This is a genomic window from Kitasatospora sp. NPDC056731 (assembly GCF_040687675.1).
GTDB lineage: Bacteria > Actinomycetota > Actinomycetes > Streptomycetales > Streptomycetaceae > Kitasatospora.
In genome coordinates this window covers 122,083-146,191 of the sequence record NZ_JBFBNR010000020.1, presented here as the reverse complement: position 1 = coordinate 146,191, position 24,109 = coordinate 122,083, and the positions used below count along the sequence as shown (strand labels likewise).

Below are 24,109 nucleotides of genomic sequence, written 5' to 3'. Positions count from 1 at the left end.
TTCGTACGCCGCCGCCCAGCGCTGCAGGGGGTTCGCGACCGCCCGGCAGGAACTCGTCCTTCACGAGGCCGGGATCGAAGACCCGGTCGTCTTCGAGGAGGACCCGGGCACCCCCAGCCGCTCCAGCGGCCGAAGTTCGGCGAACTGCTCACCTACGCGCGGCCGGGCGACACCGTGCACATCTCCGAGATGTTCCGCCTCGTGCGCGGCAACCAGCACATCCTCGACGTGCTCGACGTCCTGCGCGTCAGCGCCGTCCCCGCCGTGCACCGCCAGCTCCTCGCCCGCTGCCAGCCGCTCGACGGCGGCCAGGGCCTCCCCGCGGTCCCGACCCAGCGCAAGGCCCGCCGCGAGTACGAGAACCGCGTCAACGCACTCACGCCCTGACCGAGATCGTTCTCACCGATAACCGCTGTACCGATGTTCCCCGAGGCCGAAGGAACGGTCAGCCAAGAGACCCCGCCACTCCGGAAAGGGGTGGCGGGGTCTCAGGGCAGCGTGCGTACGTCAGACGTCGCCGAACTCGCCGGTACGGACGGCGGAGACGAAGGACCGCCAGGCGTCGGCCGGGAAGATCAGGGCAGGGCCCTCGGGGTCCTTGGAGTCACGGACGGGCAGGGAGTCAAGAAAGCCTGGCGCAACCTCAAGGCAGTCCCCACCTTGTTGGCTGTAGCTCGACTTCACCCACGACGCCGTCGTCAAATCGGTGTCAGCCATGAGAGTCCTTCCAAGCAGCACGTATCAATTCGAGAGTCGCCAACTCCGCCAGCGCTCCAACCTGTAGGCGATCGTATCGTCTGCGCCAGTCAAGTAGCCTGACGTCGTCTCGCTCCACGTGCCCTCGACCCTCCGACTCGGAGTAGCCAAAGAGGGAGCCGTCGGGGAGCGTGAGCAGCCGCACAGGTGAGACGAATGGGCGATGCTCGCCCATGCTGAACGGCGCCACCTGAAGGACAACGTTCCCCCGCTCGTACTGCTGCTCAAGCTTCTCGAACTGCTCCCGCATGACCTTTGGGCCCCCGATCACCCTTCGGAGACAGCCCTCGTCCATCACGGCATGGATGAGCGGAGAAGTCTTTCTCAGCAGGAGCTTCTGTCGCGCGAGCAGAAAGGAGACACGCTCGTCGGCCTGGCCGGGGGTGATGTCTCTCCGGCGAACATCTGCCAGAGCAAGAGCTCCCGCGTAAGCCTCGGTCTGAAGCAGCCCAGGGACTACGCCAAGTTCGAAGATCCGAATCTCGCTTGCGCGTGCCTCATGGCCAGCGTACTCGGGGAAGCCTTCCAGCAAGGCTGAATGCTTGGCCTGAAGCCACATGAGGTGCAGGGTTCCGCCCGTCTCAAGCACCCGGTCGACGTCTCGGGCGAACGCTTCACTTGGCGGCGTCCGGTCCAGCGGGGCAAGTTCAGCGTAGGAGACGTAAGAGGGATCAACCCCAACAAGCTTTGCCAGTTTGGCCTGGGTGATCCCAGCTGCCTCGCGTGACCTGCGGAGTTGTACTCCGAAAGGTGCCCACGGGCCTGACGTTGGATCAAGCTCCTTGCGATTCACCATGATTCACCAACTTGCCGAGTAGTCGCTTCAAGTTTCAGATCCGCTTCCGATCGTAGGGGCAGGCGCGCCACTATGGCTACACCAAGTGACCCGCCAAGAGCGAAGCGTTACGGAGATCCCCATGTCCGAAGACCCGAAATCCACGCTGCCCGACTTCGTTCGCAACGAGGTGGTGCGGGACCTGAAGCACCGTGACGCCGACGGCAAGCCGAAGGAGGGGGTCTTCATGGAGATCCTCTGCGGGGCGGCCTTCCTGAGGCCGATCGGCGGGGGTCAGGAGTGGACGACCAGGCCGGACCAGTTGCGACAGTGCGACCCCCGGGAGATCGCGCCCGGTGCCGGGTGCAACCCGCGCCGCCGGCCGCTCTCGTGACCGTCGAACTGGCCGCCGCAACGGCTGCCTTGGCGGGCATCGCCGCCGCTCCGACCCGCGATGCGCCCTCGACCTCTTCGGCGAAGAGGTGAATCCCCTTGAATGAACGTCGAGTTGATGCCATGACCGCCGCTCAGTGCGGCCTTCGGTGTATCCCTCCGGCCGGCGTGTGGTGCGGGTGGGAACCGGACCCGCCGGACTGACAGGCTCCCGTCGTCGCAGCGTGAGTGCTCATCCTCTGTGGCGACGGGGTTCAACGCCCGTCCGCGAAAGACGGCCGCGGACGGGTGAGTACCGGCGGGCCTACTTCCCTGCCGGTCGGCTCCGAGGGTGGGTTGGTGCCGGGCCCTCGTCGAGCCACGCCGCTCCCCGCCAGTCACCCCCTTCTGGCGGGGAGCGGCCGTCCCCTTACTGCTCGTTTCAGAATGATCGAGCCGTGGGTCTTGCGCTGGGCGATCTAGGTCGACAAGGTGTCCGGGGTGCGTACTGATCTTGTTCCGGATGACCTGTGGGAGCGGGTGGCTCCGCTGCTTCCGCCTGTGCCCGAGCGGCGCCACCGCTTTCCGGGTCGGCTGCGTGCTCCCGACCGGGCGGCCCTCGCCGGTGTGATGTACGTGCTGCGGACTGGCGTCGCCTGGCGCGACGTCCCCGCCGAGATAGTCGGTTGCTCCGGAGTGACGGCCTGGCGCCGACTGCGGGACTGGACTGAGGCCGGAGTCTGGTCACGTCTGCACGCCGCTCTGCTGACCGAGCTGCGCCGGGCCAACCTCTTGGATCTCGACGACTGCGCCGTGGACGGCTCGCATGTCCGGGCCCTGAAAGGGGGGGCCACGTCGGCCCTTCGCCCGTCGATCGCGCCCGGCCCGGCTCGAAGCACCATCTGATCGTCGACCGGCACGGCACCCCGCTCGCCATCACGCTCACCGGCGGGAATCGACACGACGTCACCCAGTTGTTGCCGTTGCTGGATGCGGTCCCGCCGATCCGGGGACTTCGGGGGCGCCCCCGCCGCAGACCGCGGCACTTGTACGCCGACCGGGGCTACGACTTCGACAAGTACCGCCGTCTGCTGCGGCAGCGCGGTATCAAGCCGTTGATCGCCCGGCGCGGTGTCGCCCACGGCTCCGGCTTGGGCAAGGTGCGCTGGGTGGTCGAGCGCGCCTTCGCCTGGCTGCACCAGTTCAAGCGGCTCCGCATCCGCTACGAGCGGCGCGCCGACCTCCATCAGGGCCTGCTCGAACTGGCCTGCGGGCTCATATGCCTTCGCCGGCTGCGGCCCTCGCTCTGAACGGACGGTGGGGCCGCCGCAGGGTGTCACCTGCGGCAGCCCCACCGGGTCGGCTGCGGGAAGTGGCCGCTGTGCGGCCTCGGACGGCTGTTCTCCCCCGGCGGCGTCCTGGTACGGGATCAGCCGATGCGGATGATCCCGTCGCGGCGGCCAGCATCGACGCCCGTGCCGCGCCGCAGACGGCGAGGCCGCCCGCCGTGCGCGGGGTGCCTGTCGGTGGTCGAGGACATGGGTTCCGCCTTTCGGAAGAAACTGACCGGAATCCACCACTCCAGTTCAATCGATGCTATTCACAGCTCACTTGACGGCTCATCGCATGTCCAGCCTTGATCGATAAAGCACGGACTTGACCTGTCGCGATCGAATCGAATCGGTTCGCGGGGGCGTCACCGTGGCCGCCGGTCCGACTGGCCGGCTCGCCAGGGCGGACGTTGCAAGAGGGTCGTTTCGGCACGCACCGGATCTGGCCAAGTTCTTTGAAATGCAACGAAGTTGTGATCGTCCTGGATAGCTTTCGAGCGAACCGGAAGGCGTCGTTCGCCCATGGGCTGGGCGTTCCGACGCCCGGCTGCCTCTCCCTGACCTCCTTCGCAGACGGGAACCGTGATGACCACCCCGAGCACCGGAACACCTGCCACCACCCCGGCGACACCCCCGGCGGCCCCTGCCGGGTTGGACGGCGAGACACCCAAGGACCTGCTCCCGACGACCGGCAACTACCCCACGGAGATCGTCCGCTACCGGTCGGTGGTGCTCACCGACATACCCGGTGCCAAGCCGGCGCGCAAGCTCACCGGCGCCATCGACCTCGGCGAGGAGAACCTGCCGTTCTACGACCGCCCGGCCGAGGGCATGATCGTCACCACGGAGCAGAGCTGGAAAGCCGAGGGCGTCACACTCGGCCGACTGCTGCACAGCCTGGCGCTCGCGCCCGGAGAGAGCACCAAGGTCGCGGTCGTCGACTGGCAGCGCGGCACCAAGGCCACCGGCACCGAGAGCACTGCCGAGAACGACTCGCTCTCCAGCATCACCGACCAGAACCGCTCGATCAGCGAGGTCGCCAACGCGATCGCCCGCGAAGAGCAGTACGGCACCTCCCAGGCCTCCCAGGCAAGCAAGTCGGCCAGCTCGGGCGGCACCTTCGGCACCTCGCTCGGCATCATCAGCGGCGGCGCGTCCTGGAGCAACTCGTCCAACTCGGGATTCACGACCGCGGTCTCGCGCTCCACCGGCGTGAAGTCGGTCGCCGCCGAGGCCGCGCAGCGCATCAGCGCGCGCACCCAGCAACTGGCCACCGCCGCCCGCAGCCGGAACATGACCGTGGTACGGGAGACGACGCAGTCGGAGAAGGAGAAGGTCCTCACCCGCGTCGTCACCAACTACAACCACATGCACGCGATGTCGGTGCAGTACTACGAGGTCGTACAGGTCTACAGCGTGACGACCAGGCCGACCAAGCTCGAACGCTGCCTGTTCATCCCGCTGCAGGAACTCACCTTCACCAACACCACCCTGCAGCGGTACAAGGAGGTCCTGGCGTCGGTGGCGCCCGCCGAGTGGGCGAAGAAGATCCGGGAGGCCAACCCCTTCAACACCGCCGAGCGCAAGCTGGACGCGTGCACGGCGCCGGAGGCACCCCAGGTGGCGCACTTCGACGGAGTGGACCTCGCGGACATCGCCGCCTCTCCCATGGGCGTGTACGGGGTGCGCAAGTCCGACGGCAGCCCGGTCCGCTTCGACCCGGTGGCCCGGCAGTGGAATCCGCTGCCCACCACCGGCCTGGACAGCGGCCTGATCCGTATCGCACCCGGCAAGAACACGGTCTACGCGCTCCGGACCGACAACCTGCTGATGCACTTCAACGGGACAGCCTGGACTCCTGACTCGCAGGGCTGGCGCGGGGTGTCCCTGGCAGGTGGTCCGGACGGCTCGCTCTACCTCGTCGGCCTCGGCACGGGGAACACGCTTTGGCAGCTCACCCCGAACGGCGCGTGGCAGGACCTGAACGCCCCTGCTGAGGACGTCGCCGTCGTCGGCCGGGACAAGGTCTGGTACTGCCGGCAGGGGCGGACCTACGAGCGCAGCGGCGGCGGATGGCTGGAGCGGACCCCGGTGCCGAACGTGCGGCGCCTGTCCGCAGGTCCGGACGGCACGCTGTGGGGCATCACTGCCGAGGGCAAGGCCCTCGTGGTGGAACCGGGCGCGATCGCCTGGACCACCCCCAAGCCCCCCTTCGCGACGATCACCGGCATAGCCGAGATCGTCTCGTCCACCAACGGGGACCACTGGGTACTCAAGACCGACGGCTCCCTCCTGCGGATCCTGATGGCGCAACGGGAAGCGCCGCTGGCCTTCGACGCCCCGCCGAAGGCCGACTCCTCCTACGCCTCCAAGATCGACGTCTGGTACGACGAGGCCGGAATCCGCAGCATTCAGGTGGTCTTCCCCGGCCAGACCGTCCGCTTCGGCGACAGTGGCAGCTCCGGCGTCCTCCAGCGCGCCTCCTACACCTTCGGCCCCACCGACAAACTGCTCTCCTACGACGCCTGGGCCGGCACCGGCGCCCGCGGCAGCCTCGCCGGACTGCGTCTGACGATGACCTCGGGCGTGGCCAACTTCGGCGTCGCCGAGACCACCACCGCGGCACCCGACCTGAGCGAGGACGCTGGCGGAGCGGCCCTGTGCGGGCTGTTCGGTGCGACGGTGAAGTCCGGCACCCGCACCTACCTCTCCTCGCTCGGCTTCCACGTGCGCGGCGGGAGCGTGCCGCAAGCGGTGCTGGACCACCTCAACGACAACCGCCGCCACTACAGCCAGGCCGTGTGGGCCAACGCCGACGAGCTGACCCTCAGCCGCATCCTCGCCAACTACTCCTACACCCCGGCCGGCTCGACCGCCGCCGCGGTCCCGCTCGGCATGCTGCTGGACCCCAAGCCCGTCGCCGCCACCGGCAACTACCTCGGCTTCCGGTGGAACTTCCCCGCCGAACAGGAACGCGAGGCGTGGGCCAAGGCCCGCCACCAGAGCGACACCTCGCTCGGCGCGTCGGTGACCAACACCATCGCCATCGCCACCGACGGCGTGTTCGCCGAGGCCGTCCTCGGCCGGGCCAACTCGGCCGAGAAGATCGACCTCACACGGTTCTGGAACTGGAAGGACTCGCCCATCCAGATCACCGCCCCCGACATCGCACCGGTCGCCACCGGCACCCGCGCGCAGAACCTCGACCTCTCGGTGGCCGGCCTGGGCACCACCGCGGCGTCCTTCACACCGCTGGTGGCCATGCCCGACCCAACCGGTCTCCAGGCCGCGCAGGCCATCACCACCGCGAACCTGTTCCGCGACATGAGCGGCCTCAACACCATGGGCCAGGTCCTCACCAAGGGCATCGAAGCTGCCGCCGCCGGCGACAAGGCCGCCGGCGAACGCGCCCAGGACGCCATGAAGACCGCCACCCAGCACCTGGAGAAGATGGCCGAACTCGCCATCCAGGCCACCAAGAAGGCCACACCGGCCGGGGCCGCCACCAACCCGACCGTCACCGGAGGCGAGATCAACCAAGCCGTCAAGGCCGCAACAAAAGCCTGACCACCACACCACGCGGGCCCGGACCACAACCCGGGCCCGCCCCCGCACAATCACCAGCGGCGACTCCGCGCCCGCTACGAACGACGTGCCAGCCTCTGCCAAGTCCTGGTCGAACTTGCCATAGCGTCAACGCTTCCTTCAGTTCCAGCGGCATTCTGAAACGAGCAGTTAATCACCGGCCGGTGGAGTCCTGACCTCCTCTGACCGGAACCCCCGTTCTGGCCCGCGCTAGATGGTCACGCGGACAACTGGGACGGGCCTGAAACTCCCGCCCCCGGCGACCCCGGGGGCGGGAGCCGGTGTTCACACTGGCGCGCGCCCCAAAACGCTCCCTTCACCGGACGGCTCGCGGCGCAGTTCGCCCCGTCCTTGGACGTAGAGGACCTGGTGGACGGTCTCGTGGGCCACGTGCATCAGCCGGTCGGCGATGTGGATCCGCTGCTCAACTCCCCTTTGGGTGCGTCGGCATGTACGTCGAGGGCGCTGGCGAGACTGGGGAACTCGTAGCCTCCGCGGCCGACACCATCGCCCGAACATCCGCGGACGCCGACCTCGTCACTGGGCGCCAACTGTGTTCCGACCTGGCCGTGTTGGTTGCCAACCGAGACAACGCTGAACCGGTTCTCGACCCGCAGGTGCGCGCAGTCCTTCGCTCGATGGAGTCCCTCTGTAAGGCCTGGATGCCCATCACGTACTCCGCCGTGGTCCATTGCCGCGACCACTACGACCAGGAGGCCGGTGGCGACCAGTTCCGCGGCAAGGTGCTTGATCTCCAGAGTGCCACCGAGGCGGCCGTCTACGAGGCGATCCGGGCCACCAACGTGCCGATCTTCGACCTCCCGCAGGGCCTCACCACCCAGGCCCGCGTCGAGTGGATCGCCAAGCACCTCCACCTCCTGGGCATCAACGCCCACTGAGGTGGCCTATCGTCCTCCTACGACATACCTCCGGAGGACCTGCTGCAGCCCCAACGCCCGATCAACGACGCCATGATCATCCTCGAACGGAACGGCCTCGTCCTGCTGGCCGAACGAGCCAACACCGGCTACAGCGACGGCCTGCTCAATCTCCCCAGTGGGAAGGTCGACGTGGACGAGGACGTGATCTCGGCAGCGATCCGCGAAGCCCGCGAGGAGGTGGGCGTGGAAGTTCACCGAGAGGCCGTTCGGGTTGTCCATGTCATGCACTACCGCAACCCAGAGGGAGAGGCGCGCGTCGGCTGGTTCCTCGCCGCCTCCGAGTGGAACGGCGAACCGTACAACGCCGAACCCCACAAGTGTGCCGGTGTCGGGTGGTACCCACTCAACGATCTTCCGGAGAACACCCAGCCCTACAACGAGGCCGGGATCAGCCGGTATCTGAAAGGCGAACCATTCTCGGTGGTGGGCTGGTAGCCGGCCTGAAACACGAAGAAGCCCCTCCCCTCGCGGGGAGGGGCTTCTTCGTGTTTCAGGGTCAGGTGGTCTACCTGGCCTGGAGTGACATGAGCAAGGTGCGTTTGCCGTAACGGGTCTGGGGCTGGCGCGAACTGGCCGTTGTCGGATGGCGGGCAAGCTGCCAAGCTCAGTGTCGAGGCTGGTGGCATCAGCGGCGTCGGCACCGATCTTCACGGGGGGACCAGAATGAAACGGAACCTGAGGCAGCGTCTGGTGCGGACTGCCGTGGCCGGCGCCCTGGCCGTCGGCGGGCTCGCGCTGACGACCGGACCCGCCCATGCGGCTCCCGGGGACCGCTGGGTCACCCTGAACACCAGCCACCACGCTGGCCTGTACTGGACGCCCTGGACGAACAACAAGGACGACGTCAAGCAGGACCTTGCCCCCGGGGATCAGGTAAACGTCTACTGCTGGACGACTGGCGAGGACATCGCCCACCAGGGCAACGTGTGGTACTACATCACCAGCGAGTACTACCACTCCGGTTCCTCCGTTGGCGGGCAGGATTTCCACGACTATGTGTATGGCGCATATGTCGACAACTATGACCTGTGGCACGCGCGAGGCAGCAACGGCCTCCCCCAGTGCTGAGGGACTGACTTCAGATGCCCCTCCCCGAAACGGGGAGGGGCATCGTTGCGTTGGGGGTCAGAGGCGGACGATCCGCGTGGTGGTGCGGACGACGGGTGTTCGTCCCTGTGTCAGATCTTGCCGAGCGGGGTGTCCGGGTCGGCCAGGGCCTTCGGGTCCACCGTCCGGCCGGAGCGCACGAGTTCGCGGATCGGGTCGGTGACGTCCCAGACGTTGACGTTCATGCCTGCCAGGACCCGGCCGGCGGCCAGCCAGAAGGCGATGAACTCGCGGGTGGCCGGGTCGCCGCGGAACACCACCTGGTCGTAGCCGTCCGGTTCGACGTAGCCGACGTACTCCAGACCGACGTCGTACTGGTCGCTGAAGAAGTACGGGATCCGGTCGTAGACCGCGTCCGGGTGCCCGAGCATCGCGCGGGCGGCGGTCTGCGGCTGGTTGACGGCGTTGGCCCAGTGTTCGACCCGCAGGTGCGTGTCGAACAGCGGGTGGTAGGCGTTGGCGACGTCGCCGGCCGCGTAGACGTCCGGGTCCGAAGTGCGCAGCTGCTGGTCGGTCTTGACGCCGTTGTCGACCTCCAGCCCGGCGGCCTCGGCCAGGCCGGTCGCCGGGGTGATGCCGATGCCGACGACCACCGCGTCGGCCGGCACCGTGGTGCCGTCGCCCAGCCGCACGCCGCTCACCGTGCCGCCGGAGCCGGTCAGTTCGGTGACCTCGACGCCGAACCGCAGCTGGACGCCGTGGTCGCGGTGCAGATCGGCGAAGACCTGCGCCACCTCCCGGCCCAGCACCCGCAGCAGCGGCAGTTCGGCGGCCTCCAGTACCGTCACCTCGGTGCCGGCCTCCCGGGCCGCGGCCGCCACCTCCAGGCCGATCCAGCCCGCGCCGATCACCGCGATCCGGGCGCCTGGGCGCAGCACGGCCTTGATCCGGTCGCTGTCCTCGACCCGGCGCAGGTAGAGCACGCCGTCCTGGTCGGCGCCCGGCACCGGCAGCCGGCGTGGGGTCGAGCCGGTGGTGAGCAGCAGTTTGGCGTACTCGACCTGGCCGTCGTCGGTGAGCGTCACGGTGTGTCCGGCCGGGTCGATCGCGGCCACCGCCGTGCCCAGTCGCAGCGTGACGTTCTGCTCCCCGTACCACTGCGGCGGGTGGACGTAGATCTTCTCCCGGGGCGTCTTGCCGAGCAGGTACCCCTTCGACAGCGGCGGCCGCTCGTACGGGCGCTCGTGTTCGTCGCCGATCAGGACGATGCCGCCCCGGTACCCGGCCTCGCGCAGCGCCTGGGCGGCCTTCGCGCCGCCCAGGGACGCCCCGACGATCACGATCGGCCGCTCGCGCCCGCCGTCCTCCGCCGTTCCCGCTGTTCCCGCCGTGCCCGTGCCCATGCTGAACTCCTCGCTCTCCGGCCGGAATCAGGGGCCAGCCTGCCGCCGTCCGGGTGGCGTGTCGAGGCCGTGCCGGGCGCGCCGCGCCGCGCTCCCCCGTACGGGTGAGCGCGAACCGGTGCGCGAACCGCTGCGGGCGCGGTCAAGGAACCCGCTACGGGCCCGCTACGGGGTCATCGCCTCCCGGACCAGCGCGGTGTCGGCGAACTGCTCGAAGCGGACGATCCGGCCGCCGCGCACCGTGAAGTGGTGGGCGACCCGCACCGCGAGCGGCTTTCCGGTGGCCTTGTGCACGGCCGTGTAGCGGGCCAGCACCACCACGTTCTCGCCGTCGACCACGTAGGTGTCGTCGTGCGCCGTCCAGTTCTCCCAGGCGGCGGCCAGGCGCTCCATCACGTTGGCGGTGACGCCCTTCGGGGTGCGGTAGGTGCCGGCCAGCGGGAAGCCGGCCATCTCGGTCCACTCCACGTCGTCGGCGAGCGTGGCGCGCAGCGCGGCCAGGTCGCCGTGGGCGGAGGCCAGGTACTGGCGGCGGACCACGTCGGCCGGGGCGGAGGACTCGGCGAACGAGGCGGTGTCCCTCGGGATCTCGATCATCGTCGCTCAGCCCCAGGCCATCTCGCCCATGGCGACCTTGGTGCCGAGGTCGACGGCGATCTTCAGCCCCAGGTCGGGGAAGCGCCGTTCCAGCGCCTCCTTCGCGGCGGTCGCGTCCGGGGCCCGGCCGATCTCGGTCTCGAAGGCGCGCAGGTAGTCCCGGGTGTGGCGGACGGAGGTGAGGTCGGTGGCCGCGCCGGCGGTGCGGTGGCCGGCCGCGACGAACTGTGGTTCGAGCGCCTCGATCCCGTCCAACAGGTCGATCCAGGCGGCGCGTTGGGCCGGATCGGGGGTGTCGGCCGTCCATACGTGCAGTCCCTCGAAGAGCAGCACGCCGCCGAGCACGGCGTGGTGGTGGTGCTGCCAGAGGTAGTGCCGGTCGGGCAGGTGGAAGTCGGCGCCGCGCAGCTCGAACCGGTGCCCCTCGAAGACGAGTTCGTCCCCGTGCAGCACCTCGGGGCGGACCAGCCGGGTGGGCAGCTCGGGGCCGAGGTGGGCCCAGGCCTTGAGCTTGCCCTCGAACGTCTCCTGGATGTGCTCGACGGTGGAGGCGGTGGCCAGGAACCGTGCCTCCGGGAAGGCGTCCTGGACCTCCTGGGCGCCGAAGTAGAAGTCCGGGTCCCCGTGGCTGACGAAGACCGCGGCCAGCCGCTTGCCGGCGGCGCGGATCCGCTCCACCAGCCGGCGGCCGTCGGAGCGGGTGAACCCGGCGTCCACCAGCAGGGCGTCCTGCGGGCCGGTGACCAGGACGGAGGTCTTGTTGAGCGAGCTGTCGGGGCTGTCGATGATTTCGAAGTCGAGAGCACTCATGGGTCTGTTGTCCTTCCTCCTGCCGGGCACGCCTCGCCGCCAGCATCGGCCTTGCGGGTGCGCTCCGCATCCGGAGGAGCTGCGGGGGCGGGAGCGGGCCCGATCCGACCCGCGCCGGGGATCTCACGTCCTCGGGGCCAGTCGCAGCACCGCCAGCGCCCCCAGCAGCGTCGCCCCGGCCAGCACCGGCCACAGCACCCCCGGACCGGCCGCCAGCAGCGCCATCAGCGCCGCCGGCGCCGCCGCCTGGCCCACGCCCGACGACAGCTCCCAGCGCGCCAGCGCTCGCCCCAGCAGGTGCGGCGGGGCGGCGGCCGTCACCAGGGCCGTCCCCGCACCGGTGTAGAGGATCTCGCCCAGCGTGAACACCACCGAGACCGCCGCGACGCCCGCCGCGCCCGCCGTGCCGCCCAGCGACCCGACCGCCCAGTACCCCAGGTAGGCCAGCGCCAGCGTCACCCCCGAGGCGGCCAGCACGGCCCGCCGCGAACGGTCCGCGAGCCGCAGCACCAGCACCAGCTGCAGCGCGACCACCAGCACCGTGTTGCCCACGAACACCCCCGACGACCACGCCGGGGAGGCGTGCAGGTGCAGCACCAGCAGTGCCGGCAGCGCCACCTCCAGTACGTCGAAGCAGAACGCGTACGGCAGGTTGGCGAGGCTCAGCAGGCTGATCCGCCGCAGCGACTCGCCCTGCTCCCGCACGTCCACCGCCCGGTCGGCGGCCCGGTGCGGCGCGCGCACCCGCAGCGACAGCACCAGCGCGGCGGCGGCCAGGCAGGCCGCGCCCGTCGCCCCGGCCAGCACCCGGATCGCGCCCGCCCCGCCGGTCACCACCAGCGTGGCCAGCAGCGCCCCCGCGCCCAGCCCCGCGTTGCGCAGCGACCGCCCGGCCGCCAGCGCGGCGTCCCGCAGCCGGCCCTCGGTCAGCGTGCTGACCACCGCCGTGTGCGTGGTCGGCCAGGACTGGCTGCCCACCCCGATCAGCACCGACGCCGCCACGAACCCCGGCAGGCCGTCCGCGACCAGCAGCGCCAGCGCGCCCGCCGCCCGCACCGCCATGGTGGCCGCCGCCGGCAGGGTCCGGGCGCCGCGGTCGATCCACCGGCCGGTCAGCGGCACCACCAGCAGGCCCGCCACCATCCCCGCCGACATCGTGAGCCCCGCCGCCGCCGCGCCCAGGTGCAGCACCCCGATCCCGTACAGCAGCAGGAACGGCCGCAGCAGGCCGGAGCCCACCGCGTCCACCACCAGCGCGGCCGCGTACCGGGGCCCGCCCGCGGCGGTCAGCAGCCGCAGCAGCGTGAACGGGCCCCGGCGGCTCGCACCGATCGGCGGGGCCGGCGGCCGGCCGTCGCGGACGGCGGCGTGGTCACGGGCGGCGGCGTGGTCATGGACGGACTTCTCCTGGATCAGGCTCATGGCCGGTACCGTCCGCCCTGTCCGGTCCGCCGGGCACGTCGATTGACGCTAACCGTCAATCGACGTGGGAGCGGATCCGGGCGGGTGGCAGGATCGCCGTCGTGAGTGAACCGATCATCAAGAGGCGCGGGTGGGCGGACGCCCCTGCCGGGAGGAGCACGGCGGGCGCATGAGCGTGACCATCGACATCACCGGCCTGCCCGACGAGCGCCTGCTCTTCACGCCGTCCCCGCTGGGCGAGTTGACCGCGATGCTGGACGTCCTTGCCGAGCCCGCGCACCACCCCGCGCTGCACGGCTGGGCGTCCAGCACCGCCGCGACGATCCCGCCGGTGCTGTCCGAGCGGCTGCTGGAGGCCGACTTCCTCTGGCGCTCCTCCCGCGCCGACTTCCTCGTCCCCGGCCTGCCCGGCGCCACCCTGGCCGCCGAGCTCGACGCCGTCGACCGGATGGACGACGAGCTGTACGTCGCCGCCGCCCTCGTCACCACCTGCGGCTCCTCCCGGTCGGCCCGCCGAGCGCCCTCCCCGCTCACCGACCCGGTGGCCAACGAGCGGGCCCGCGAACTCGCGCTCGCCCGGGGCCCCCGGCAGGCCGCCTTCGCGGACCGGCTGCTCGCCGACCCGCCCGCCGTCCGGGCCCTCGTCCGGCGGATGCTGGAGGACTGCGAGTCGGCGTTCTTCGCCGACGCCTGGCAGCGCGTCCTGCCCGCCCTGGCCGCCGACGCCCGGCGCAAGGCCGACCTGCTGGCCCGGCGCGGCCCCGCCGAGGCGCTGGCCGCGGTCTCACCCTCCGTCACCCTCGACCAGAGCGCCGACGGGCGGCGGCGGATCGTCGTCGACAAGCTCCAGGACAACGCCACCAGCGGCACCGACGGCGGCGGCGTCACCCTCATCCCCACCGCCTTCGGCCGGCCCCACCTCGTGGTGGTGTACACCCCCGGCTGGCGTCCCGTCCTCCAGTACCCCGTCGCCGAGGCGGGCATCCCCGAACCCGTCTCGCTGGCCCTCGTCCAGCAGCGGCTGGAAGCCCTCGCCCACCCCGTCCGGCTGCGCCTGGCCCGCACCATGGCCCGCGGCGCGCACACCACCGGCGAACTCGCCACCACCTGGCAGCTCAGCGCGCCTGAGGTGTCCCGGCACCTGGCCGTCCTGCGCAAGGCGGGGCTGCTCATCACCCAGCGGCGCGGGCGGTACATGCTCTACCAGCTCGACCTGCCGGGCAGCGCCCGGCTCGGTTCGGACTTCCTGGAGGCGTTGCTGCGGTGACCGGTGTCGTGGTGACCGGCGGACCGGCGGACCGGCAACAGGTGACCGGCAACAGGTGACCGGGAACAGGTGAGCGGGAACAGCAGGGGAGCGGAACGCGTTCGTCCGGGCATGACCGACGACGCCTCACCCCGCATCCTGCGCTACGCCGCCTTCACCACCCGCCCCGAGGGCGGCAACCCGGCGGGCGTCGTACTCGACGCCGCAGGCCTGACCGACGAGCGGATGCTCGCCATCGCCGCCGAGCTCGGCTACTCCGAGACGGCCTTCCTGACCGCGGGAGCGACCGAAGGCGCCTACGGAGTCCGGTACTTCAGCCCGCTCACCGAGGTGCCGTTCTGCGGCCATGCCACGGTCGCCTCCGCCGTCGCGCTCGCCGCCCGCACCGGCCCCGGGCAGTATGTCTTCACGACGGCCGCGGGCGAAGTCCCCGTCCAGGTCGACCAGGACGCGGAGGGCGTCCTGCGCGCCACCCTGACCAGTGTCGAGCCGCAGGTGGAGGACGTGACCGGCGCCGACGTCGACGAGGTCCTCGCCCTGCTCGGCTGGGCCCGCACCGACCTCGACCCGGCCCTGCCGCCCCGGATCGCCTACGCCGGCGCCCGCCACCTCGTCCTCGCCGCCGCCACCCGCGACCGCCTGGCCCGCCTCGACTACGACTTCGACGGCCTCGCCGCCTACACCCGGGCCCGCGACCTGGTGACCCTCCAACTCGTCTGGCGCGAGGCCCGGGACGTCTTCCACGTCCGCAACCCCTTCCCGGTCGGCGGCGTCGTCGAGGACCCGGCCACCGGCGCAGCCGCGGCCGCCTTCGGCGCCTACCTGCGGGAGCAGGGCGCGGCGGCGGCCCCGACGGTGCTGACCCTCCACCAGGGCGAGGACCTGGGCCGCCCGGGCGTGCTCCACGTCGAACTGCGGACGGCGGACAGCCGGATCCGGGTGTCCGGCGCGGCGGTGGCGATCCCGTAGCGCGAACGCGATCGGCCCGGTCCCGGCCCGGTCCCGGCCGTGGGCGTCCGGAAATTCGCTCGCATACGGGGCCCGGGTGGGCGAAGCTGCCCGGATGCAGCGAGCGAACGAACGCACCGTCACGGTCCATCTCACCCACGGGGGCGAGTACTTCGGCCCGGTGGGCCCGTTCGAGGCGGCGGGCGGGTGGTGGTCGTCGGTGGACGGGGTGGGAGCGCGGGCGGCCGAACTCGCCGGGGTGCCGGTGTTGGTGCTGCGGCTGGTGGAGGGGCGGAGCGAGCAGGGCGGGCGCGGCGGCCACGGCGGGCAGGTGTGGTACCACGCCGAGGCGCTGGAGCGGCCGACGGCCGTCGAGGCCCGGCCGCTGGACGCCGGGACGGCCGCGCTGCTCGGCCCCGCCGAGCGCCGCGCGGCCTGGGCCACGCCGGCCGGGCTGGGGGAGGCGCTGGCCTGGGCGGAGGCGGAGCTGGCCGGGGCCGGCCGGCCGGTCGCCGGCCCGGCGCGGCAGATCCGGACCTGGAACCTGTCGGGCCTCGTCCGCCTCCCGACGGCCACCGGCCGCGACGCCTGGCTGAAGACCACGACGCCCGCCTTCAACGCCCGGGAGGGCGAGGTGATCGCGCTGCTCGGCAGCGTCGACCCGGGGCTCGTGCCGCCGGTGCTGGCCGCCGACCCGGCGGGCGGGCGGCTGCTGCTGGACCACGTGCCCGGCGAGGACTGCTGGGTGCCGTCCCTCGACACCGTCGAGGAGGTGGTGCCCCGGCTGGTCGCCGCCCAGGCGGCGCTGGCCGCCGACGGGCGCGCGGCGACGGCCGGGCTGCGCGACCGGACGCCCCGCACTCTGCTGGCCCAGGCGCAGGCGCTGCTCGACCGGCTCCCCGGCGAGACCGACCTGACGCCCGGGGAGCTGGCCGGCGTCCGCCGACTGGTCGCCGAACTGCCCGTACTGCTGGAGGAGTTAGCGGACTGTGGCCTCCCGGAGACCCTGGTGCACGGCGACTTCCACCCCGGCAACTGGCGCTCCGACGGCGAGCGTCCGGTGGTCGTCGACTACGCCGACTCCTACCTCGGCCACCCCGCCCTGGACGGGCTGCGCCCGCGCGCCTACCTCGCGCCGGAGCGCTGGCAGCACCTCGTCGAGGTCTGGCTGAAGGCCTGGAGCGAGCACGCGCCCGGATCCCGGCCGTGGCGCGCGCTGGAGCTGGTCGAACCGCTCTACCACTTGTCCTACGCGCTGCGCTACCAGGAGTTCCTGGACCACATCGAGGAGAGCGAACGCCCGTACCACGCGGGCGACCCGGCCGCCGAGCTGCGCGCGGCGCTGGCCTGCGGCGTTCCCGACCTCACGGGTCAGAACACCGAGGACGCGCCCTAGACTGCCGGGGTGGATCGGACGACGCCAGGCCCCGTGCTCCCGGAGCTGCCGCTCCAGGAGCTGGAATGCTTCTCCGCCCTGGTGCGCCAGTTGCACTTCGGGCGGACGGCGCAGCTCCTGGGCGTCTCGCAGGGCCGGGTCTCCCAGCTGATCAAGCGGCTGGAGGGCCGGGTCGGCGCCCCGGTGTTCGAACGGACCAGCCGACGGGTCGAGTTGACCGAGCTGGGGCGCGAGCTGGCCGAGCAGGTGGTGCCCGCCGTCGACCGGCTCCGGGAGGGCTTCGAGGCGGCCCGCGCCCGGGCCGCCTCGACGGACCGGCCGCTGCGCCTGGGGTTCCAGTGCGCCGTGTACGAGCCGGTGGCCAGGGCGATCGCGGGCCTTCCGGAGGGCGCGGCCCAGCTCGTCGAACTGTCCTGGGGTGATCCGTTCTCCCACCTGGGCCGGGGCGAGATCGACCTGGCCATCGTGCTGTCCCCGTGCCGGGAGGACGGCCTGCGGGTGCTGCTGGAGTTCTCGCGGCAGCCGATGTACGTCGCCCTCTCCGCCGGGCACCGCCTGGCCGGGGCGGCGAGCGTCTCCACGGACGAACTGGCCGGGCTGGCGCTGATCGAACCGCGGGGGCCCGCCCCGGACTACTGGCGCCGGGCGAACGCCCCGCGGCAGGCGCCGGACGGGCGGGAACTGGCCTACCCGGCGGGCGCGGCCACCCTCCAGGAGGGGCTGTCGACGGTGGCCAGCACCCGCCGGGGGCTGCTGCTGTGCGAGGCGAGCACGGCGTACGTCCAGCGGCCGGACATCCGCTATCTGCCGGTGCCGGGCCTGGAACCGTCCACGCTGCTGGTGGTGCAGGGCGAGCGGCGGCCGCACCCGCTGGCCGGGGCCTTCGTACGGGCGCTCACCGCCGTGGGCGCGTGACGGCGGCGAGCAGCAGTCCGGCCGCCGTGATCAGCGCCGCCGTGAGGAGCACGGCGTGGGTCCCGGCCCGGTCGATGACCAGCCCGCCGGCGAGCGAGCCCAGCGCGATGCTCGCGTTGAACACGCCCGCCCACAGCGCCGCCGAGGCCTCGATCCGGGCGGGGTCGGCGATCCGGACCCAGGTCTGTGTGGAGATCGAGACCCCGCCGTACGAGGCGCCCCAGACGACGAGCGCGAGCAGCACCGCCACCACGCTCCCGGTGAGCAGCGGCAGCAGGGCGGTGGCGAGCGCGACGCCCGCGAGGGCGGTGGCCACGGTCGCCTTGGGGCGCCGGCCGGCCGCCGGGCCGAGGGTGAAGTTCCCGGCGACGCCGGCCAGTCCGTAGACCAGCAGGCAGGCGGCGATGACGCCGCTGCTCAGGCCCGCGTCGAGTTCGAGCACCGGCCGTACGTACGTGTAGCCGGTGAAGTGGCCGAGCACGACCAGCGCCGTGACGGCGAGTCCGGCGGCGACGCCCCGGCTGCGCAGCGCGTCCGCGATCCGGTCGAGCCGGCCGCGCTCGTGGACGGGGAGGGCGGGGAGCGTGCGGGCGAGGACGGCGGCGGACACCGCGCCGAGCAGGGCGAGGGCCCAGAACGCGGAGCGCCAGCCGAGCAGCGCCGCGAGGTAGGTGCCGAGGGGGACGCCGAGCACCGAGGCGATGGAGACGCCGGAGAAGATCAGCGTGGTGGCGAGGGCGATCCGCGGCCCGTCGGCGAGGCGCGGGCCCAGCCCCGCGGTGATGCCCCACACGATGCCCATCGCGAGGCCGAGCAGGACGCGGGCGGCGGCCAGGACGGGGTAGCTGGGGGCCAGTGCGGTGAGCGCGTTGGCCAGCGACAGCAGCAGCATGAAGGCGACCAGCACGTGCTTGCGGTCCCGGAACCCGATGAGCGTGGGAACGAACGGGGACAGGACGGCGGCGAGGAGCCCGGTGATGGTCAGGGAGAGCCCGGTGACGCCGTCGGAGACGCCGAGGGTCTTCGAGACGGGGGTCAGCAGCCCCACGGGCATCATCTCGGCGGAGACCACGGTGAAGGTGGCGAGGGCCACGGCGGTGATCGGTGCCCAGCGGGGCGGGCTGCCGGGGGCGGCCGGGGGCGCGAGGGTGTCGGCGTCGGTCATGGGGCCAGCCCATCAGCCGCGCCGAGGGCGGAACAAGATCGATGAGCTCATCCGTCGATTAGCCAGGCTCATAGATCCGGGAACGCCCCCGGCGCCGCCCGCCGTGGTGCGGCAGGCGGCGCCGGGGGCGTGGTCACTCCGCCGGGGCGATCCGGTAGCCGCCCGCGGCCGAGTAGAGGGTCAGCGCCTCGACCGGGCAGAAGTCGACCGCGTCGGCCAGCGCCTCCGTCAGCTCGGCGCCGTCGGCCGCGTAGTCGGCCACCGGCTCGGCCAGCCCGTCGGCGCCGAGCGCCAGCGAGCCGGGGGCGCTCAGGGCGCACATCCCGGAGCCGATGCAGCGGTCCCGGTCGACCCGGACCACCACCGCGTCGGCGCCCGTCCCCGGCGTGGCCGTCACCAGGCGACCTGGAGGGTCTCGGGGCTACGGGTGAGCAGGCCCCGCCGCCAGTCGATCTCCTCGACCGGCCCGGTCAGGCGCAGCGAGGGCAGCCGGCGGGCCAGGCGGTGCAGGGCGAGTTCGAGCTCCATCCGGGCCAGCCAGGCGCCCAGGCAGTGGTGCGGCCCGGCGCCGAAGGTCAGCATCGGCGCGGCCAGCGGGGAGAACAGCTCGGTGAGCAGGTCCCCGGTGAAGACCGTCGGGTCCTGGTTGGCGGCGACGGTGTCGGCGGCGACGACGCTGCCCGCCGGGATGACCACCCCGCCGATCTCGACGTCCTCGATGGTGCGACGCAGCAGGCCGGGCAGGTGCTGGGAGTCGCCGAGCGGGACGGCGCGCAGGATCTGCTCGGTCGCGGCGGTCGCGCTGGCCTCGTCGGAGGCGAGCCGCTGCCAGGCCGCGCGGTCCTCGGTGAGCAGGTAGACCAGCGCGTTGCCGAGGCTGGTCATGGTGGTCTCGTGGCCGGCCACGACGAGGCCGATGACCAGCGTGACCAACTGCTCCTCGGTGATCGAGCCGTCCTCGGCCGCGGCCGCCAGCAGGCTGCTGACCAGGTCCTCGCCGGGGTCGGCGCGGCGTTCGGCGATCACCGCGGCGCCGAAGCCGGCGAACTCGGCCATGGCGGTGGCGATCTCCTCGGCCGTGTAGGCGGTGGCCGAGAGCGCGTGGTCGCTCCAGTGCGAGAGCTTCTTGCCGTCCAGGTTGTCGAGCCCCATCAACCGGGTGATCACCTGGACCGGCAGCTTGCGGCTGTAGCCGGCCACGATGTCGGCGGGGGAGCCGTGGTCGATCATCTCGTCGATCAGGGCCTCGACCACCGAGGCGACCCAGGGCCGCCAGCGGGCGATGGCGCGCGGCGTGAAGGCCCGCTGCACGGTGCGGCGCAGCCGCTGGTGCTCGGTGCCGTCGATGTTCAGCAGGCCCTGCGGGCTGTCGAGGATGTTCGGGACGAGGGTGATCGGCGGCGCGTCCGGCGCGTACAGCGGGGCGCGGCCCAGGCGCGGGTCGGTCAGCACCTGCCGCACGTCCGCGTGGCGGCTGACCAGCCAGACGGGCGTGCCGGTCGGCAGCGCGGCGAGCCGGGGCGGGCCGGGCTCCAGGCGGCGCAGGCAGTGCATCGGGATGAGCGGGACGGTGCCGGTTCCGGCACCGGTCGCACTGTTCTCGGCGGACATCCGTACTCCAGACTCCAGGGCGGGGGGCCGTACGTGACGGCCCGACGGGGGGTGGAACCGGGATGGTGCGGGGACGGGTGGGGCGGGCCGGCGGGCGGCTCGGCCCGGGCCGGGTTCGGCGGACCGGGACGAACGGCGGATCAGGTGGGACGAACGGCGGATCGAAGGCGGAAGCGAAGGCGAACGCGGACCGGAACGGGGGATGGCGCGAATCGTGCGACGGCGTACGGTCGGTACGCCTCGGCGCGGACGGCGCGCGGTGGCGCACCGTCGGGTGGGGCGGATGTGCTGAGCGTGGTCGCGTGGACCGCTTCTGCTACGACCGTACGTGGGCGGCGGTGCGCGCGTCAGCGGCACTTCCAGCCAACGGCGCTCCTTTCCGGGCACTTCGAGGCATGCTGACGGGCGCTCGGCGGCGCCCGCGCGCCCTGCCCTGCGGGCCACGCCGGGGGGTCCGGCGGATATCTCGACGGCATATGACGCCTTTGCGGCCGGTGCGGTGAGCCGGATCACCGGGCCCGCCCCGTCGGCGCCCGTCGCTACGGGCGCTACGCTTCGTGGGCAGTCGTTTGTCGCAGGTCACGCCGGTGCAGAGCCGCATCGGCCGACGGAGGTGGAATCGGATGGCCCAGCAGGTCAAGGCAGTCATCGCGCGCGCCAAGGGCGCGCCCGTGGAGGTGACCACGATCGTGGTGCCGGACCCGGGGCCGGGCGAGGCGGTGGTCAAAATCCAGGCCTGCGGGGTCTGCCACACCGACCTCCACTACCGCGAGGGTGGTATCAACGACGAGTTCCCGTTCCTGCTCGGGCACGAGGCGGCGGGCGTCGTCGAGTCGGTCGGCGAGGGCGTCACCGAGGTCGAGCCGGGCGACTTCGTCGTCCTCAACTGGCGTGCGGTGTGCGGCCAGTGTCGCGCCTGCCGGCGCGGCCGCGCGCAGTACTGCTTCAACACCCACAACGCCAAGCAGAAGATGACGCTGCTGGACGGCACCGAGCTGTCCCCGGCGCTGGGGATCGGCGCGTTCGCCGAGAAGACCCTGGTCGCGGCCGGCCAGTGCACCAAGGTCGACCCGGCGGTCTCGCCGGCCGTCGCCGGCCTGCTGGGCTGCGGTGTGATGGCGGGCATCGGCGCCGCCATCAACACCGGGGGCGTCGGCCGCGGCGACTCGGTCGCGGTGATCGGCTGCGGCGGCGTCGGCGGCGCGGCCGTGATGGGCTCGCGGCTGGCGGGCGCGTCGAAGATCATCGCCGTCGACATCGACGACCGCAAGCTGGAGACGGCCCGCAAGCTCGGCGCCACCCACACCGTCAACTCCCGCAGCACCGACCCGGTCGAGGCGATCCGGGAGCTGACCGGCGGCAACGGCGCGGACGTGGTGGTCGAGGCGGTCGGCCGCCCGGAGACGTACAAGCAGGCCTTCTACGCCCGCGACCTGGCCGGCACCGTCGTCCTGGTCGGCGTGCCCACGCCGGAGATGACGCTGGAGCTGCCGCTGCTCGACGTGTTCGGCCGCGGCGGCGCGCTGAAGTCCTCCTGGTACGGCGACTGCCTGCCCTCGCGGGACTTCCCGATGCTGATCGACCTCCACCTCCAGGGCCGCCTGGACCTCGGCGCGTTCGTCACCGAGACCATCGAACTCGACGCGGTGGAGCAGGCGTTCGAGCGCATGCACCAGGGCGACGTGCTCCGTTCGGTCGTGGTCCTGTGACCCCCCGCGTCGACCGGCTGGTCACCGCCGGGACCTTCGAACTCGACGGCGGCAGCTGGGAGGTCGAGAACAACGTCTGGATCGTCGGCGACGACGAGCAGGCGGTGGTGATCGACGCCGCGCACGACGCCGACGCGATCGAGGCCGCGCTCGGCGGGCGCCGACTGCTGGCGATCGTCTCCACCCACGCGCACAACGACCACATCGACGCCGCCCCGGCCCTCGCGGCCCGCACCGGCGCGCCGATCCTGCTGCACCCGGACGACCTGCCGCTGTGGAAGCTCACCCACCCCGAGCGCCTGCCGGACGGCGAACTCGCCGACGGGCAGCGGATCGAGGTGGCCGGCACCGAGCTGACCGTCCTGCACACCCCGGGCCACGCCCCGGGCGCGGTCTGCCTGTACGCGCCGGAGCTCGGCACCGTCTTCACCGGCGACACCCTGTTCCACGGGGGCCCGGGCGCGACCGGCCGGTCGTTCTCGCACTTCCCGACGATCATCGACTCGATCCGCGAGCGGCTGCTGTCGCTCCCGGCCGAGACGGTGGTCCGCACCGGCCACGGCGACCCGACCACCATCGGCGCCGAGGCCCCGGCCCTGCCGGACTGGATCGCCCGCGGGCACTGACCGCGAACAGCCCCCGGAGCACGCCGCGTGCTCCGGGGGCCGTAGCATCGCGATCATGGCCCATGATCCCCGCGACCTCGACGACGCCTTCCTCGCCTTCTGGCGCGAGCGTCACATCGCCACCCTGACCACCGCTCGCCCGGACGGCTCGCCGCACGTGGTGCCGGTCGGCGTGACGTACCAGCCGGAGACCGGGACGGCCCGGGTGATCACCAGCCGCACCAGCCGCAAGGCGCGCAACGTGGCGGCGGCCGGCCCGCAGGGCCTGCGGGTCGCGGTCTGCCAGGTGGACCGGGCACGCTGGTCGACCCTGGAGGGCGTGGCCGTCGTCCGGGACGAGCCGGAGCAGGTCGCCGACGCCGAGCGGCGCTACACCGAGCGCTACCGCGAACCCCGGGCGAACCCGGACCGGGTGGTCATCGAGATCGCCGTCGACCGCGTCCTCGGCCGGCCCTGAGAGCCCTGCTCCCGGGCGCCCTAGCGGCCGGCGCCCATCCTGAGCGCGAGTTCGCGGGCGTGGTCGGCCGCCGCGGGGCCGCGGCCGGAGTCGGGCGCCTCGGAGAGGAAGACGAGCGCCAGCATCAGCGCGGCGTCCAGCCGGCCCACGACCAGGCACGGATCGTCGTCGGCCGGGGCGGTCGCCGTCCTCGCGTACCCGCTGCGGACCGCCGCCGGGTCGAGGCCGTTCTCCGGGTACCGGGCGTACTCGACGAGTCGGCCGAACTCCAGGGCCGGGGGCCCGAGCAGGGCGTTCGACCAGTCCAGCAGGGCGACCGCCCGCCCCTGGTGGCGGCGGATGTTGTCGCTGCGCACGTCGAGGTGCAGCAGGCTGTCCTCGGTGCAGCCGATGAGGTGGCCGGCGACCAGGGAAGCGGCCGGCGGCTCGGGCCAGTCGTCGACGCGGCGGCCGATCTCGGCCCAGCGGCGCCCGATGCGTGCGGCGATCGCCGCCGCCGTGCTGGTTCCCTCTGCCGCGACGGGCCGCAGCTGCGGCGGCGGCACCCGGTGGAGCCGCGCGAGGAGGTGACCCAGCTCGAAGGAGTCGAGGTCCGAGCCGTCGTCGGGGACGTAGGCGGACAGCAGCACATCGGGGGCGGCCGGGTCGTCCGCCAGGACGAGCTCCCTCGGCTGCGCGACCGGCAGGCTGTGGGCGGCCAGGTGCTTCGCGATGACGTACTCCTGCCGGAGCAGGGTCCGGGTGTCCACGTGGGGGTCGTTGGCGTTCGACTCGAACCGCTGGCGTGCGAGCCGCACCGCGACGGGCCGGCCGTCCCGCGCCTGCGCCCGGAACACGGAGAACTCCAGGCCCTTGCCGACGAGTTCCAGGCCGCTCAGGCCCCACCGCTCGGCCAGGTCGTCCAATGCGGCGAATCGCTCACTCATGTGCACCTTCGGGGTTTCGCGGTCGCAGGTCGGCCTGCGTCTTTCGCCAC

General features: G+C 72.3%; 24 protein-coding genes. 14 read left to right on the top strand and 10 right to left on the bottom strand.

From position 1 onward, the window contains the following. Positions 1-174: 174 nt before the first annotated feature. A complete protein-coding gene (locus AB0R04_RS22160; RefSeq protein ID WP_363373691.1) occupies positions 175-387 on the top strand; it encodes a hypothetical protein in 213 nt (70 codons plus the stop codon). A gap of 120 nt (positions 388-507) precedes the next feature. On the opposite strand, the gene AB0R04_RS22155 is transcribed toward AB0R04_RS22160, so the two are convergent. Together AB0R04_RS22155 and AB0R04_RS22150 are read right to left on the bottom strand one after the other, a co-directional pair. Beyond that, positions 508-717 (bottom strand): DUF397 domain-containing protein, encoded by a 210-nt coding sequence (locus tag AB0R04_RS22155; protein WP_363373688.1) that lies wholly within the window; start codon positions 715-717, stop codon positions 508-510. Next, the gene (locus AB0R04_RS22150) at positions 710-1,552 is read right to left on the bottom strand and encodes a helix-turn-helix transcriptional regulator (RefSeq protein ID WP_363373686.1); all 843 of its coding nucleotides are present in this window, start codon (positions 1,550-1,552) and stop codon (positions 710-712) included. The genes AB0R04_RS22155 and AB0R04_RS22150 overlap by 8 nt, the downstream gene beginning before the upstream one ends. A gap of 121 nt (positions 1,553-1,673) precedes the next feature. Between AB0R04_RS22150 and AB0R04_RS22145 the strand changes: the two genes are divergently transcribed. The 6 genes from AB0R04_RS22145 to AB0R04_RS22120 all read left to right on the top strand — a co-directional run bounded on the left by AB0R04_RS22145 (position 1,674) and on the right by AB0R04_RS22120 (position 8,828). Continuing rightward, complete coding sequence (locus AB0R04_RS22145) at positions 1,674-1,925, top strand: hypothetical protein (RefSeq protein WP_363373684.1); 252 nt, start codon at positions 1,674-1,676, stop codon at positions 1,923-1,925. A 479-nt stretch (positions 1,926-2,404) separates the two neighbouring features. Further along, positions 2,405-3,213 (top strand): IS5 family transposase gene (locus AB0R04_RS22140; RefSeq protein WP_363373682.1). Its coding sequence is split into 2 segments (ribosomal slippage): positions 2,405-2,753 and positions 2,753-3,213, totalling 810 coding nucleotides; the frame shifts between segments, so codons are not numbered across the junction. 606 nt (positions 3,214-3,819) lie between these two features. After that, the gene (locus tag AB0R04_RS22135; protein WP_363373680.1) at positions 3,820-6,801 is read left to right on the top strand and encodes a hypothetical protein; all 2,982 of its coding nucleotides are present in this window, start codon (positions 3,820-3,822) and stop codon (positions 6,799-6,801) included. Between the two features lie 680 nt (positions 6,802-7,481). Beyond that, positions 7,482-7,718, top strand: coding sequence for a hypothetical protein (locus tag AB0R04_RS22130; RefSeq protein ID WP_363373679.1), 237 nt, complete (start codon positions 7,482-7,484; stop codon positions 7,716-7,718). Positions 7,719-7,790: 72 nt separating this feature from the next. Next, positions 7,791-8,195, top strand: coding sequence for an NUDIX domain-containing protein (locus AB0R04_RS22125; RefSeq protein WP_363373676.1), 405 nt, complete (start codon positions 7,791-7,793; stop codon positions 8,193-8,195). A gap of 228 nt (positions 8,196-8,423) precedes the next feature. Then, entirely contained in the window at positions 8,424-8,828 is a 405-nt protein-coding gene (locus AB0R04_RS22120; protein ID WP_363373674.1) for a hypothetical protein, read from the top strand. A gap of 110 nt (positions 8,829-8,938) precedes the next feature. Here AB0R04_RS22120 and AB0R04_RS22115 read toward each other — a convergent pair whose 3' ends face one another. The 4 genes from AB0R04_RS22115 to AB0R04_RS22100 all read right to left on the bottom strand — a co-directional run bounded on the left by AB0R04_RS22115 (position 8,939) and on the right by AB0R04_RS22100 (position 13,039). After that, positions 8,939-10,210 (bottom strand): FAD-dependent oxidoreductase, encoded by a 1,272-nt coding sequence (locus tag AB0R04_RS22115; RefSeq protein WP_363373671.1) that lies wholly within the window; start codon positions 10,208-10,210, stop codon positions 8,939-8,941. 165 nt (positions 10,211-10,375) lie between these two features. After that, positions 10,376-10,807 (bottom strand): nuclear transport factor 2 family protein, encoded by a 432-nt coding sequence (locus AB0R04_RS22110; protein ID WP_063350525.1) that lies wholly within the window; start codon positions 10,805-10,807, stop codon positions 10,376-10,378. Between the two features lie 6 nt (positions 10,808-10,813). After that, positions 10,814-11,617, bottom strand: coding sequence for an MBL fold metallo-hydrolase (locus AB0R04_RS22105; protein ID WP_363373669.1), 804 nt, complete (start codon positions 11,615-11,617; stop codon positions 10,814-10,816). A 123-nt stretch (positions 11,618-11,740) separates the two neighbouring features. Then, on the bottom strand, positions 11,741-13,039 hold the full coding sequence (locus AB0R04_RS22100) for an MFS transporter (protein WP_363373666.1): 1,299 nt from the start codon (positions 13,037-13,039) through the stop codon (positions 11,741-11,743). A 169-nt stretch (positions 13,040-13,208) separates the two neighbouring features. Between AB0R04_RS22100 and AB0R04_RS22095 the strand changes: the two genes are divergently transcribed. The 4 genes from AB0R04_RS22095 (at position 13,209) to AB0R04_RS22080 (ending at position 17,565) form a co-directional block, all read left to right on the top strand. Continuing rightward, positions 13,209-14,306: a DUF5937 family protein gene (locus AB0R04_RS22095; protein WP_363373663.1), complete on the top strand. Its 1,098-nt coding sequence runs from the start codon at positions 13,209-13,211 to the stop codon at positions 14,304-14,306. Between the two features lie 111 nt (positions 14,307-14,417). Next, positions 14,418-15,275, top strand: a complete 858-nt coding sequence (locus tag AB0R04_RS22090) for a PhzF family phenazine biosynthesis isomerase (protein WP_363373661.1) — start codon at positions 14,418-14,420, stop codon at positions 15,273-15,275. A gap of 94 nt (positions 15,276-15,369) precedes the next feature. After that, complete coding sequence (locus AB0R04_RS22085; RefSeq protein WP_363373659.1) at positions 15,370-16,650, top strand: phosphotransferase; 1,281 nt, start codon at positions 15,370-15,372, stop codon at positions 16,648-16,650. 9 nt (positions 16,651-16,659) lie between these two features. Continuing rightward, positions 16,660-17,565 (top strand): LysR family transcriptional regulator, encoded by a 906-nt coding sequence (locus tag AB0R04_RS22080; RefSeq protein WP_363373657.1) that lies wholly within the window; start codon positions 16,660-16,662, stop codon positions 17,563-17,565. Here AB0R04_RS22080 and AB0R04_RS22075 read toward each other — a convergent pair. The 3 genes from AB0R04_RS22075 to AB0R04_RS22065 form a co-directional block, all read right to left on the bottom strand. Continuing rightward, positions 17,546-18,730 (bottom strand): MFS transporter, encoded by a 1,185-nt coding sequence (locus AB0R04_RS22075; protein ID WP_363373654.1) that lies wholly within the window; start codon positions 18,728-18,730, stop codon positions 17,546-17,548. The two genes, AB0R04_RS22080 and AB0R04_RS22075, sit on opposite strands and share 20 nt — an antisense overlap. 133 nt (positions 18,731-18,863) lie before the next feature. Continuing rightward, positions 18,864-19,127: a ferredoxin gene (locus AB0R04_RS22070; protein ID WP_079136117.1), complete on the bottom strand. Its 264-nt coding sequence runs from the start codon at positions 19,125-19,127 to the stop codon at positions 18,864-18,866. Next, complete coding sequence (locus AB0R04_RS22065) at positions 19,124-20,341, bottom strand: cytochrome P450 (protein WP_363373652.1); 1,218 nt, start codon at positions 20,339-20,341, stop codon at positions 19,124-19,126. Before AB0R04_RS22065 ends, AB0R04_RS22070 begins: the two co-directional genes overlap by 4 nt. 623 nt (positions 20,342-20,964) lie before the next feature. On the opposite strand from AB0R04_RS22065, the gene AB0R04_RS22060 reads away from it, so the two are divergent. Genes AB0R04_RS22060 through AB0R04_RS22050 form a run of 3 tightly spaced genes read left to right on the top strand, consistent with a single transcriptional unit; the run spans position 20,965 to position 23,133 of the window. Then, positions 20,965-22,050: an S-(hydroxymethyl)mycothiol dehydrogenase gene (locus AB0R04_RS22060; RefSeq protein WP_363373649.1), complete on the top strand. Its 1,086-nt coding sequence runs from the start codon at positions 20,965-20,967 to the stop codon at positions 22,048-22,050. Continuing rightward, a complete protein-coding gene (locus AB0R04_RS22055; protein WP_363373647.1) occupies positions 22,047-22,676 on the top strand; it encodes an MBL fold metallo-hydrolase in 630 nt (209 codons plus the stop codon). The genes AB0R04_RS22060 and AB0R04_RS22055 overlap by 4 nt, the downstream gene beginning before the upstream one ends. A gap of 55 nt (positions 22,677-22,731) precedes the next feature. Beyond that, positions 22,732-23,133, top strand: a complete 402-nt coding sequence (locus tag AB0R04_RS22050; protein WP_063350534.1) for a TIGR03618 family F420-dependent PPOX class oxidoreductase — start codon at positions 22,732-22,734, stop codon at positions 23,131-23,133. A gap of 20 nt (positions 23,134-23,153) precedes the next feature. On the opposite strand, the gene AB0R04_RS22045 is transcribed toward AB0R04_RS22050, so the two are convergent. After that, on the bottom strand, positions 23,154-24,059 hold the full coding sequence (locus tag AB0R04_RS22045; protein WP_363373645.1) for a phosphotransferase: 906 nt from the start codon (positions 24,057-24,059) through the stop codon (positions 23,154-23,156). Positions 24,060-24,109: the final 50 nt, after the last annotated feature.